This window comes from Proteus sp. NMG38-2, from assembly GCF_020640995.1.
Classification (GTDB): Bacteria; Pseudomonadota; Gammaproteobacteria; order Enterobacterales; family Enterobacteriaceae; genus Proteus.
Map to the genome: position 1 here is coordinate 368377 of NZ_CP085481.1, position 12323 is coordinate 380699.

The window sequence follows — 12323 nt, forward strand, 5'->3', positions numbered from 1 at the left end:
ATAACAGAATGAAAACAATATTTAAAAATGCCACTGTTATTGATGGAACAGGGGCAAGTGCATTTCAAGCTGATGTCGTGGTTAATGAAGGCAAAATAATAAAAATCGGTCAGTGTGATGCAAAAACAAATGATCAAATAATTGATGCTACTGGAAAGATAGTCTGCCCTGGTTTTATTGATACGCATACTCACTCTGATCTTTCTGCACTACTTAATCCCGCATTATCGGCAAAGATCCGTCAAGGGATCACCACGGAATTGTTAGGGCAAGATGGTGTCGCGTTAGCACCATTGCCAGAACAGTATATTTCTGCATGGCGTAAGAATATTGCAGGATTAGATGGAGATTCTGACAGTATTGATTGGCATTTTAAAAATACTGAAGGTTACTTAGGGATGTTGGAAGCTAGAGGCTCAGCAACTAATCTCGCTTACCTTGTGCCTCATGGCAATATCAGAATGGAAGCAATGGGATTAGAAGGTAATCCCTCTACTCGTGAAGATGTCGCCAAAATGTGCGAGATCTTAGAGCGTGAATTAAAAGCTGGGGCATTTGGTTTATCAACAGGATTGATTTATATGCCTTGCGCCTTTGGCGATACCGCAGAAATGATCGAACTTTGCAAGGTTACCGCGAAGCACAATGGTATTTTTGTGGTTCACCAGCGTAGTGAAGCTGACGATATTATTCAGTCTACTCAAGAGCTTATTGATATCGCTAAAGCATCGGGTGTTTGGTTGCATATCTCTCATATGAAAGTGTGTGGTAAGAAAAACTGGGGATTAATCGATGAAATGCTCGGTATGTTAGAGCAAGCCCAAAAAGAGGGTATTCGTATCTCTTTTGACCAATATCCGTATGTGGCAGGCAGTACCATGCTTGGGGTGATTTTACCGCCTTGGGTTCACGCAGGAGGTACAGAGAAATTATTAGAACGCTTAGCTTCTCCAGAACTGCGTAAAAAGATGATTGAAGATATCGAAAAAGGCATTCCAGGTTGGGATAACTTTATTGATTTCGCAGGATTAGAAAATATTTATGTCACTAGCTCTAAAACAGAAAAAAACCAAGATGCTGTTGGGCTTAGCCTTGTCGAGCTAGGCAAATTGAGAGGTAAAGATCCCTATAACGCAACCTTTGACCTGCTATATGAAGAAGAAAATGCGGTAGGAATGGTGGATTTTTACGGTACAGAAGAGCACGTTATCAAATTCTTATGTCGTCCTGAACAAAACGTCTGTACTGATGGATTAATGGGCGCAGGGAAACCTCATCCCCGTGTATTTGGTGCTTTCCCTCGTGTTTTAGGGAAATACGTCAGAGAAGAAAAATGCCTTACTTGGGAACAAGCTATCCGCAAAATGACCGGTAAACCAGCGGAAGTCCTTCGATTAACCGACAGAGGTTTAATTAAAGAAGGGTATGCGGCAGACATTGTGATGTTTGATCCTGAAACCATTATTGATAAAGGCACGTTTGTTGAACCAAACCAATACCCAGAAGGGATTGATTTGGTGATGGTCAATGGGCGTATTGCTTTAATTAATGGAGTCGAAAGTTACGCCTGTAGCGGTCATGTTTTAAGAGCATAACAACACAATAGCGCTCTTAAACGTTAAATCTTATCTCTGTTTATCACGGTTGTTCTTCAACCGTGATGGTTTCCCCTTACCTGAGGAACAGGAAAATGAGTTCAAATATTATTCCAGATCTTCAACAGAAGAAAACATGGAAAGCTCGTTACACCGTTTTATCTTTGATTTGGTTAGCATGGTTACTTTCATTCTTAGATAGAATGGTGATGAGCGTTTCATTACCTTTTATTGGGCGTGATCTTAATCTTGATACCACTCAACAAGGCTTAATCATCAGTGCATTCTTTGTCGGTTATGCTGCATTCCAAATACCGGGTGGTTTCTTAGCTGACCGTTTTGGTGCGCGTAAAATTATGGCAATTGGTATCGCTTGGTGGTCAGTATTTACCAGTTTAACGGGGATGGTGTTTACATTACCGTTAATGTTAGCAGTGCGATTCTTATTTGGTATTGGTGAAGGCTGTTTCCCATCCGCTTCTTGGAAAATGATCTCAACTTATTTCCCATCTAAAGAGCGTGGTCGTGCTACTGCAATTCAATCAACAGTAAATACTTTAGGGCCAGCATTAGCCGTCATTGTTGCAGCCAGCATTATCGGCGCTTTTGGCTGGCACATGGTCTTTATTGTCTTAGGTATTCCGGGCTTATTAATTGCCGCAGGTATCTACTTCTTTACTCGTGATAATCCCAAAGATCACCCAAGTATTACTCAGCAAGATCTCGATGAATTAGCGGCAGATGGTACATTAACGGATAAACCTGTTGAAGCCGTACCTTTTAAAGATGTGTTAAAAATGCCCGTATTATGGCAAATGGCAGCGATTTGGTTTCTGTTTGATATTACCTTTTGGGGATTTTCAACTTGGTTACCAAGCTATTTAATTACTGTTCGTGAATTCTCTTTGGCTAAAACCGGGGTAATGGCAGCTATTCCATTCTTATTTGGTGCTGGTGGGACATTATTAGGTGGTTATGTTTCTGATAAATGTAAATCACAGCGTAAATGGTTATATATGGTTACCGCAGTGATTGCAGCAGGCTTCTTATATATGACTTATACCGTTGAAAGTGCGGATATGGCTGTTGTATATCAGTGTATTTCAGCATTATTTATGTTCTTCGCCATGGCAATGTTCTGGGGTATTTTAATGGATACTATCCCAAATAAAATCATGGGCCGTGCTTCGGGAATTGTTAACTTCGGTGGCCAAATGGCGGGTGTTGTTTCTGCTCCCGTTATGGGCTTCTTAATTAAAGCGAGTGGTGGCAGTTATGATAGTGCATTTATGTTTATGATAATTGCATTAGTCGCCTCTGCTGTTGTGACGTTCACTGTTAAAATGAGAAATACACCTGCAGAAATTTAATTAATCAGTATTAATAACGTTTATATTTGAATAAGTGTGATGTTATTAAAATAAATAAGATTAATTAAATAGAATAAATATCTTAACTGTAAGATTTATTTATTAAAATTCACTATACGCTTTATTGATTTTTTAAATTAAAAAATCTTATTGTAGGGTCTTTTTGTCTTAAAAAAAGCCACGATAAAAAAATCGTGGCTTTGCTTTTGTTAGATTAATAACATTATTTGCTTATAAGCACAAAGTCATTACCACTAAAACAGAGTGTAGCATCACCTCTGATCACTCGATGATGAGCAATATGGCGCTGACTATTTAATGAGGCGTGTTGCTTCATCATATAAGCTTCTAAATGCCATGCAATAAGTTGCTTAGCGAGCTTTTTATTAGCGTGCTGACTACGTTCTGATTGCACTTTTACACTAATACCTGTGGCAATATGTGTTGCTCTGACCGCCGATTCTGTTTTGTTAACATGCTGACCACCGGGGCCATTTGAACGCATAGTTTCAAAGACAATTTCTGTGTCGCTAATTTCATCTGGTTGTTCAAAACAAGCAACACCAATAAACCAGTTTTTACGCTTATGTCGTGGTCGTAACGTGCTTGTACATTGCCATTGCACTGAACCTGCCCACTGTTGTGCAATAGCTTGTGCATCACTACCTTCAAGAGAAACTAACGCAGATTTTAAGCCATGACGTGAAGGTTCTTTTTCAAGAACAGTAACGTTCACTTGCTGTTTTGTCGTTGATTTCAAAAAGTAATTTAAGGCTTTTTCAACGGCTAAACAGCACTCTTCAGGGCCTTGTGCGGAGGTGAATTGTAATAACATTACGCCATCTCCCCACTTGTTTTATAGGTGATCACGGGTTTTAAACGTGCAATAACTTCGATTAATCCAATGCTGACCATACTTTCAATCACGGTTTCAATTGATTTATAAGATTGTGGTGCTTCTTCATAAATCAGTTGTTTGTTGGCACAAATAATACGGCTACCTAATGCAGTTCGTGAAAGTTGTAAGGGCGTAAAACGGTGTGATAAACGCCCTTTACACTCTGTACGCATCCATTTTCTGCCTGCGCCATGTGGTAATGAATGAAGGCTTAATTCAGACACAATGGGCTTAACAATATAGCTATAATCACCGCGTGATCCTGGAATAACCACCATATCGTGATGTGCTGGTGTTGCACCTTTTCGATGTAACCAGCCTTGTTGACCATATAACTCACAAGGCTCTACAAGATTATGATTAACATCAGAAATAACTTCACCTTGAGTACGAATTTGGCGCATCATTCTTTCACCAATAAGGCGACGATTTAGCTTTGCATAATCAAGTGCTTTATTGTGAGCTTGCAAATATTCATTTGCATCTTCGGTGTTAGCAGTCAGTCCTTTATGACCAAACTGTTCTGTATGGGCACGTAAGATAGATTGTCCTAAACCTCTTGAGCCACTGTGGACTAATAGCAATAACTGTTTTTTATTGATACCACTTTCAGCAAAAAGCGTTTCATTGATCACTTGGTCGATTTGTTGGAATTCAGCAAAATGATTACCACCACCAATAGAGCCTAAAGAGCCAGCAAAAGAGTGGTTTTGCATTTCAGTTGGTAGATGAGCTTCCAACCATTCTGAAGGTGCGATATCACTCATTTCACTCAACTGTTTTTCTGCTTTATCTAAGTTAAGTTTGCTGTTTTTAAATTCCGTTTGAAAGAGCGTCATACCACAGCCGATATCATTTCCGACTAAGGCAGGATAAAAACGATTAACAGAAAAAAAGGCTGCGCCGATAGGATAACCACGACCAGGATGTAGATCTGGCATACCTGCGACATAAGTCATATCAGGAAGTTGAGCCGTTGTTTCTAATTGTTGGATTGCTTTGCTTTCAATCCAAGTATTATCCGATGCGATATAACAAACGCTATCAGATAAATAATGAACACACTTGTCCATATACCAATCCATATAATGTAAAGGATAAAAAATAAATTGATTGGCGGACAGCAAAAAGAAGGAAAAAAGATTACTTCTGAGATTGTCCGCAAAGAGTATTCATATTTGTAGTTGTCATGGGATACCTCCTTGCAGTTAAGTGAAATGGATAAGAAATAATAAATCGCGGGCATAGTAACCACTTTTTTTTGCATTAGCAATTAAAAAGTGGTGTGAATTTTCTTTATTTTTATAAAAGAGAATAAATATAATTTATTTAATTTAAGGTTGATTTTTCTTTATTATCTATTTTAGTTAGTTCTCTACTTTTAATTAATAAATCACTTTTACTGAGCTTTTTCGGCAATAATCTTCGTAATCATCTGTTAATTTTCTATCAGTGATAACAACATCAAACTGAGCTAAATCGCCCATGTTGCCTGTCGCTGTTTCATCAAAATAGTGATATTTGGTGAGTAAAATTTTACGAATAGATTTATCCATCGCTTTTTTCTTCATATAAAGATCGTCGATGTTATAGCAGGTAACGCCAAAATCGAGATGAACACCTTCAGCTGAAATAAAGGCTTTCTTAGGATTAATGCTATCAAGATAAGAAGGTTGGGTAGGATTGTAGAATGAATCACTTTTAGGGCGATATTCACCTCCGCAGAGTAATACGGTGGCATTTTTCTTCTGGCTTAATGCCAAAAATACACGATGAGAATAACAGATCCCTGTGAAATGCAGATTATCAGGAATAAGTTCAATTAGTGTCGGAATTAATTGTCCGTTATCGAAAAAAAGGACATCACCTTCAGAGACCATACCGGCGGCAAGATTGGGTATATGAAGTTCTTCTGTTTGATCCGGTGTAATAATATCGGATGATGTTGAAACTAATCCAAAATGAGGCTGGGCTAATGCAACAATATAGCCACCCAATAATGACATTGGAAATGGATTTTCAGCGTCAGAACTAAGATCACGCCTAATTGTCATTTCAGAAACTTCAAGGATCCTCGCGGCGTCTTTAAGATGTATGCGACCTGAGCGTTTTATACATTCACTGAGGCGGCGCAAACGTTCGTGCTGTTTGGTCTCTATCACCGAAGGATCCTTGTGTTATTGAATAGCGTACTCCAAGAAAATATACGCTAAATAATTAGTAGTTTGATTCAGGCGCATCTGAATCTGTTGCGATAGCGACGCTTGCGCTAGCACCGATACGCGTTGCACCTGCTTTGATCATGTTTAATGCTGTTTGGCGATCGCGAACACCACCAGACGCTTTTACGCCCACTTCGTCACCTACTGTTTTACGCATTAATGCAACATGATGTTCTGTGGCGCCCATTGTACTGTATCCTGTTGATGTTTTCACAAAATCAACGCGGATCTCACGACACATTTCACAAACTAAACGTACTTCGTCGTCAGTTAATAAGCAAGTTTCTAAAATAACTTTCAGTGTTGTGTTACCACAAGCCGCTTTTACAGCTTCAATATCTTGTTTGACGAAGTCTAAACGACCGCTTTTTAACATACCGATGTTTATAACCATATCGACTTCTTGTGCGCCTTGGCGGATAGCTTCAGCGGCTTCAAATGCTTTTGTTGCAGTTAAACCAGCACCAAATGGGAAGTCAATAACACAACATACTTTTACATCGCTCCCTTCAAGGCAAGTTCTTGCTAAAGGGATGTAAGAAGTGTTAATACAAACAGAGAAGAAACCGTGTTCAGCTGCTTCAGCACACAATTTCTTGATTTGTGCTTCAGTTGTATCTGCAGCAAGAAGGGTATGATCGATATAATTAGCTAATGGACGCATTGTATATTCCTTAATAAGAAGATTGTTATTTATCACTCATGTTAGTTTGGCAACATATTAGTGCTGTTTTAACAGGATAACAATCACAAATGATATTTAAATAACATGATACTGTTATGCATCTATCAAAATGTCACTATTTTCACATTTATAAATTTTACATAAGAGTAAGAGGCGCTATGGATATCGCAGTGATTGGTTCAAATATGGTGGATTTGATCACCTATATAGATAGGATGCCAAAAGAGGGTGAAACCCTTGAGGCGCCAGCATTTAAAATTGGTTGTGGTGGTAAAGGAGCAAATCAAGCGGTTGCTGCTGCTAAATTAAATTCAAAAGTGATGATGTTAACAAAAGTCGGCGATGATATTTTCGCGGATAACACCATCATGAATTTAGGATCTTATGGCATCAATACACGTTATGTTGAAAAAGTACCAGGTACAACAAGTGGTGTTGCACCTATTTTTGTGACTTCCCAATCGTCAAATAGCATTTTAATTGTTAAAGGTGCTAATCAGCATTTGTCGCCAGAAGATATTGATAGAGCGACCGATAGTCTGAAAAAATGCAAAATAATTGTACTGCAATTAGAAATCCCACTTGAAACGGTCTATCACGCCATTGAGTTTGGTAACAAACACCATATTCCTGTGTTATTTAACCCTGCACCCGCTTCAAAAGCATTAGATCTTGATATTGCTGCCCGTTGTGATTTTTTTGTTCCGAATGAAACAGAGCTTGAAATTTTGACAGGTATGCCAATTACCACAATGGATGAAATTCGCGAAGCCGCTTGTTCTTTACTACAAAAAGGCTTTAAGAATGTCATTGTCACATTAGGTGAAAAGGGCGCATTATGGATAAATGGTGACATTGAAAAATACATTCCTGCTATTGAAGTTGATGCGATAGATACCAGTGGAGCAGGTGATGCTTTTATTGGTTGTTTTTCCCATTATTATGTTCACACTAATAATATTGAAGAAGCATTAAATAAAGCGGTGATGTTTTCAGGTTTAAGTGTTGCCGGAAAAGGCACACAATCTTCTTATCCGAGTATTGAAGAATTTGGGCAGTTTTTAGGAAATAAAAAATAACGGTTAATTTTATCTTGAATATTATCTTATTCTGATTATTTAATCGTTTAAGCCACATTGTTATCATTTCCCTCATCTATATAGGTGAGGGAATATCGGTTAAATCGAGCAATAATTAAGTGAGAAAATAAGATTTAATACATTATTAATTGCCTGTGACTTCACAAATTTATTAATTTATGAGGCTATTCTTTGATTTTTTGCCAAAAATAAAAGCTTCTTGTCTGAATGTTAAAGGTGATTTTTATTTTTACTGCTTAGAATTAGTTGTTCTTATTATTTTACCTAGCAGTCCACTTTATTTTATATTTTTATTTTTCAACCGTATTTTTCAAAAGTATTTCTTAATAAAAGAATTATTTGAGAAAGTAAATAATAATTATGCTAAGGGGGCTAAATGAAATTATACAGTGAAGATTATTTTTCAGCACCAAATCAACCTATAGCTGTAGAGCCTAGGATGCCACAACCGATATTTCCTGAACATACTCATGATTTCAGTGAAATATTTATTGTTACGCAAGGTATTGGATTACATGTCCTTAATGGCCGACCTTATACATTATGTCCAGGAACGGTTTGTTATATTAAATCTGAGGATTACCATTTATTTGATAATGTTTCAGGTTTGAATTTAACGAATGTTCTATATCGCTCTATATCAGAGTTTAAATATTTAAATAATATTAATCAATTTCTTCCTGTAAATAATAAAGATAAAGGTTCACATTGGCTATTAAATAAAACTAATTTTATAAAATCACAAAAAATAATAGATAAATTAAGTAAAGTGACAGGAAATGACATTGCTGAAGAAGAAAGTCTATTTTTTCAATTGTTAGTGACGTTACAAGAAGGAAAATATAATACTATAACGGATGGAAGTAATGAGCAAAAAATGATGCAAGTATTACGCTGGTTAAATATGAATTATCTAGAAGTTGTTGATTGGGCTGTTCTTGCTGAGAAGTACGATATTTCATTACGAACACTCCATCGGCATATTAAAAATCATTTAGGGCTATCCCCTCAAAATTATCTAATGAAATTAAGGCTATCAGATGCTTATTATAAAATTCGTTTTTCGGATGAACGTATTACTGATATTGCCTTGAATTGTGGTTTTAATGATAGCGCCTATTTCTCTACCTGTTTTAAAAATGAGTACAATGTCACACCCAGAGCGTTACGTTATTGCACATAAAATGCTATCTAGCAATGATGTTTTTTTAAGTATTTGGGAGTGCTCATGAATAACACTATTTTATCCCTAAAAAGTAATAATTATTTTATTTGTGATGAGAATACGATCACAATAGAAAAAAGAAAATCGCAAGAGAGTTTTGTTATTCATGATCATGATTTTAATGAATTAGTTATAGTTTTCTCCGGAAATGGCATTCACACATGGAATGGGGACGATTACCCTATTACTTGTGGTGATTTTTTTTATATTAATGCGAATGATAGGCACGGTTATTATTCAGTTAATCAGTTAAAATTAGTTAATATATTGTATAAACCTGAAAAGCTACTGTTTAATAAAGAAATATCAAAATATCTTCCTTTAGTAACAGAAATAAAAGAAATGCGCCAATGGAAATTGCCACCTTCTTGTTTGTCTCAATTTATTCCTATTATCGAACAAATAGATAAAGAGTGTCGTAAGCCGGATAGTATTTCAATTCACTTATGTGAATCACTTTTCTTGCAATTTATCTTACTGATTTCTCGTTATCGCTATCAGCCCAATAATTCACCGGTAAGTTCTGTACATTTGATTGATATTTTAATTACAAGACTAAATCAAAGCATATCAATGCCATTTTCTTTAAATGAATTTGCACAGGAACATCATGTTGCCTCTCGTTCATTATACCGATTATTTAAATCAAATACGGGAATGACAGTCACCGGTTATTTACAACAATTGCGTTTATGTCATGCTGCAACGTTATTAAGAACAACGGATTTATTAATTAGTGATATTGCTGCACAATGCGGTTATGAAGATAGTAATTATTTTTCATCTGTCTTTCATAAAAAAATGAATATTACTGCGAGAGATTACCGGCAAAATTTTCATAACAAGAAATAAATTAGATGGGCGATATTATTCAAATATCACCCAAAAATGAACAGGTTACTTAAGAAAGAATACTTCGTGTAAATTATCACTGATAGGGCTGTTATCTGGATTGGATGGCATAACATCTGACATGTATTTCCACCATTTTTGGCAAATTTCTGTATTAGCGACAGCATTCCATTGCACTTCTGACTCAATTTGCACATAACCAAAAAGTAGGTTTCTTTTTTTATCAAGAAAGATGGAATAATTATGGGCACCATGGGCTTTTAACGTTGCTTCAAGTTCTTGCCAAATCGGGTTATGTCGTTGTTGATACTCTTGATGAGAATTAGCATTAACTTGCATCACAAAGGCTTTTCTTATCATGGTTCACCTCTTGATTAAGATAAGATTTTTATCAGGAAATATCAGGGCTAATGTACATTAACCCTGATAATGGATTTATGCAGCCATGCCTAAACCCACAATATTGGCAGCAAGAATGATCACTAAACAACCCAGCGATAAAATGCGTACAGGTTTTCTTCCAGTATCTTTCCACTCTTTTAATATTAAACCGACGATACCACCACATAAAACATAGAAACTCATGTGTAGCATCCAGCTCATAAAGCCGTATTCTGTTGGGATATTGGCATGTCCCCACGCATAAAAGAAGAATTGGAAATACCACATACCACCACCTAAGATGGCAAATAAGATATTACTAATCAGGAGCGCTTTAGGGACAGAAATATCAAGTTTGAAAGAAAGATCTTTTTTACACATTAAGCGACTAAAACAGTAACCTAAGTTAATTAATGCACCGCCACCCATAATCACTACATAGCTTGGTAAAGCCACATAAAGAGATGAAACGCCTAATTGTGATGCAACTTCATGCATAGGAACTGCTGCGCTCATCGCAAATGACATACCAGCAGAAAAAATACCGCACATCACAGCTAACAATAAGCCTTTTTTCAGATCAAACTCTTCAGCTTGAACACCAGTTGCACGCTCTTTTAAAAGTCCTGCATAAGAGACTATAGCCACACCAATTAGGGCAATAGCCACTCCAGCTAAAGTCAGTTTTCCTCCTGTTGAAGCAACAAGCTCGCCGAATTTACCTTGAATAATTGGTGTCATTAATGTGCCAACAATTAATGTGATCCCAATGGCAATACCAATTCCCATCGACATTCCCAAATAGCGCATTGTCAGACCGTAACCAATATTTCCCACTCCCCACATTGCACCGAATAAAAAGACAGGTAATAGGATTTCACTACCAAAAGACGCGTAATATGACCAAAAATCAGGGAGCAATAAGTAGCTGATTGTCCAAGGTAAAATTATCCAAGAAAATATTCCAGCCACAGACCACATGGTTTCCCATGACCATCTTTTAACTTTTTTCAGTGGAGCATAAAAACATGCAGCGGAGGCGGCACCGACAAAGTGCCAGAAAATGCCTAATATAATTCCACTACCCATGAGTTTTTCCTCATACCATTATTATTGTGTTTTTCTTTGTGACAAAGGAACGACTCTGTCACAAAGAAATAGGTGTTATTTCAGTGCTTCGCGCATTGGAGAAACATTAAAACGTTTAGCTAATGCAATGAGATTTTCGGTAGAGATAGTCTGCTTTTTTCCCCCCATAGAGAGCACTTTAACCAGAATTTCAGCTGATTTTTCAGCGGTATCAATTAAGCCAAATGCATCATCAAGGGTCGGGCCTGAGCCAAAAATGCCATGGAATGGCCATAAAACCAGCCCATGTTTTTCCATTTGTCGTGCTGTTTCAAGCCCAATGCCATCTGTTCCGGGTACCATCCAAGGGAAAACGCCAATACCATCTGGGAATACAACTAAACATTCGGTGCTCATTTCCCAAAGTTGACGTGTGATCGTGGCACTATCGAGCGGTAGTACGTAGCTAAGGGCAATTAAGTTTGTCGCATGGCAATGCATAATGACGCGATTTTGCCCTTGAGTAACTTTTAAGCGTGTAATATGTGACTGAAAATGGGCTGCAAATTCAGAAGTAGGAACGCCACCATTAATCAATCCCCAAATAATGTGATAACCCTGACCTTCTTCATCAATTTTTACTAATCCCAAGGTATCTTCGGGATCTAGTGCTACGTTGCGAAAAAACTTACCTGATCCTGTCACGATAAAATATTGATTTGCTAATTCTTTAACGGGTTCTGTGACTTCGATATAACGTGGTGTTGAATAAAAGTCTCCTTGATAAGGTAAAACTTCCTCAGGTGTTAAACGTAAGCTGACATTCCCGCCATTACGTTCATCCCAGCCTTTTAACCACATATCACTGGTCGCTTTGATCATGCCTTGCACAAAACAAGATGTGAGAATTTTTTGCATGGTGATCAC

Annotated in this window: 12 protein-coding genes; 5 read left to right on the forward strand and 7 right to left on the reverse strand. The window is 37.2% G+C overall.

Going from position 1 to position 12323, the window contains the following annotated elements; genetic code table 11:
* Window positions 1-8: 8 nt before the first annotated feature.
* Both LG402_RS01850 and LG402_RS01855 read left to right on the forward strand, forming a co-directional pair.
* Window positions 9-1595, forward strand: a complete 1587-nt coding sequence (locus tag LG402_RS01850; protein ID WP_109408563.1) for an N-acyl-D-amino-acid deacylase family protein — start codon at window positions 9-11, stop codon at window positions 1593-1595.
* Window positions 1596-1690: 95 nt separating this feature from the next.
* Window positions 1691-2965 (forward strand): MFS transporter, encoded by a 1275-nt coding sequence (locus LG402_RS01855; RefSeq protein ID WP_166540349.1) that lies wholly within the window; start codon window positions 1691-1693, stop codon window positions 2963-2965.
* 223 nt (window positions 2966-3188) lie between these two features.
* Here LG402_RS01855 and prfH read toward each other — a convergent pair whose 3' ends face one another.
* From prfH to deoC, 4 genes are all read right to left on the reverse strand, one after another.
* Window positions 3189-3800, reverse strand: coding sequence for a peptide chain release factor H (gene prfH, locus LG402_RS01860; protein ID WP_166540350.1), 612 nt, complete (start codon window positions 3798-3800; stop codon window positions 3189-3191).
* Entirely contained in the window at window positions 3800-4936 is a 1137-nt protein-coding gene (locus LG402_RS01865) for an RNA ligase RtcB family protein (RefSeq protein ID WP_227336331.1), read from the reverse strand. The genes prfH and LG402_RS01865 overlap by 1 nt, the downstream gene beginning before the upstream one ends.
* Window positions 4937-5248: 312 nt before the next feature.
* Window positions 5249-6025, reverse strand: coding sequence for a DeoR family transcriptional regulator (locus LG402_RS01870; protein ID WP_109408567.1), 777 nt, complete (start codon window positions 6023-6025; stop codon window positions 5249-5251).
* 55 nt (window positions 6026-6080) lie between these two features.
* On the reverse strand, window positions 6081-6749 hold the full coding sequence (gene deoC / locus LG402_RS01875; protein ID WP_072069516.1) for a deoxyribose-phosphate aldolase: 669 nt from the start codon (window positions 6747-6749) through the stop codon (window positions 6081-6083).
* A 179-nt stretch (window positions 6750-6928) separates the two neighbouring features.
* Here deoC and rbsK point away from each other — a divergent pair, with 179 nt between their 5' ends.
* The 3 genes from rbsK (at window position 6929) to LG402_RS01890 (ending at window position 9947) form a co-directional block, all read left to right on the forward strand.
* Window positions 6929-7849, forward strand: a complete 921-nt coding sequence (gene rbsK / locus LG402_RS01880; RefSeq protein WP_227336332.1) for a ribokinase — start codon at window positions 6929-6931, stop codon at window positions 7847-7849.
* Between the two features lie 397 nt (window positions 7850-8246).
* Complete coding sequence (gene rhaS / locus LG402_RS01885; RefSeq protein ID WP_109408569.1) at window positions 8247-9053, forward strand: HTH-type transcriptional activator RhaS; 807 nt, start codon at window positions 8247-8249, stop codon at window positions 9051-9053.
* Window positions 9054-9098: 45 nt separating this feature from the next.
* Window positions 9099-9947: a helix-turn-helix domain-containing protein gene (locus LG402_RS01890; protein ID WP_109408570.1), complete on the forward strand. Its 849-nt coding sequence runs from the start codon at window positions 9099-9101 to the stop codon at window positions 9945-9947.
* Between the two features lie 45 nt (window positions 9948-9992).
* Here the strand turns inward: LG402_RS01890 and rhaM are convergent, their stop codons facing one another.
* The 3 genes from rhaM to rhaD form a co-directional block, all read right to left on the reverse strand.
* Window positions 9993-10307, reverse strand: coding sequence for an L-rhamnose mutarotase (rhaM, locus tag LG402_RS01895; protein ID WP_109408571.1), 315 nt, complete (start codon window positions 10305-10307; stop codon window positions 9993-9995).
* 75 nt (window positions 10308-10382) lie between these two features.
* On the reverse strand, window positions 10383-11417 hold the full coding sequence (gene rhaT / locus LG402_RS01900; protein ID WP_109408572.1) for an L-rhamnose/proton symporter RhaT: 1035 nt from the start codon (window positions 11415-11417) through the stop codon (window positions 10383-10385).
* Window positions 11418-11492: 75 nt separating this feature from the next.
* Window positions 11493-12314: a rhamnulose-1-phosphate aldolase gene (gene rhaD, locus LG402_RS01905; RefSeq protein ID WP_166540352.1), complete on the reverse strand. Its 822-nt coding sequence runs from the start codon at window positions 12312-12314 to the stop codon at window positions 11493-11495.
* Window positions 12315-12323 lie beyond the last annotated feature (9 nt).

What these genes read in the sequence shown, in the direction of transcription:
- LG402_RS01850 (WP_109408563.1), top strand. Translation starts at nt 9, where the DNA reads ATGAAAACAATATTTAAAAATGCCACTGTTATTGATGGAACAGGGGCA.
- LG402_RS01855 (WP_166540349.1), top strand. Translation starts at nt 1,691, where the DNA reads ATGAGTTCAAATATTATTCCAGATCTTCAACAGAAGAAAACATGGAAA.
- prfH (WP_166540350.1), bottom strand. Translation starts at nt 3,800, where the DNA reads ATGTTATTACAATTCACCTCCGCACAAGGCCCTGAAGAGTGCTGTTTA.
- LG402_RS01865 (WP_227336331.1), bottom strand. Translation starts at nt 4,936, where the DNA reads ATGGACAAGTGTGTTCATTATTTATCTGATAGCGTTTGTTATATCGCA.
- deoC (WP_072069516.1), bottom strand. Translation starts at nt 6,749, where the DNA reads ATGCGTCCATTAGCTAATTATATCGATCATACCCTTCTTGCTGCAGAT.
- rbsK (WP_227336332.1), top strand. Translation starts at nt 6,929, where the DNA reads ATGGATATCGCAGTGATTGGTTCAAATATGGTGGATTTGATCACCTAT.
- rhaS (WP_109408569.1), top strand. Translation starts at nt 8,247, where the DNA reads ATGAAATTATACAGTGAAGATTATTTTTCAGCACCAAATCAACCTATA.
- LG402_RS01890 (WP_109408570.1), top strand. Translation starts at nt 9,099, where the DNA reads ATGAATAACACTATTTTATCCCTAAAAAGTAATAATTATTTTATTTGT.
- rhaM (WP_109408571.1), bottom strand. Translation starts at nt 10,307, where the DNA reads ATGATAAGAAAAGCCTTTGTGATGCAAGTTAATGCTAATTCTCATCAA.
- rhaT (WP_109408572.1), bottom strand. Translation starts at nt 11,417, where the DNA reads ATGGGTAGTGGAATTATATTAGGCATTTTCTGGCACTTTGTCGGTGCC.
- rhaD (WP_166540352.1), bottom strand. Translation starts at nt 12,314, where the DNA reads ATGCAAAAAATTCTCACATCTTGTTTTGTGCAAGGCATGATCAAAGCG.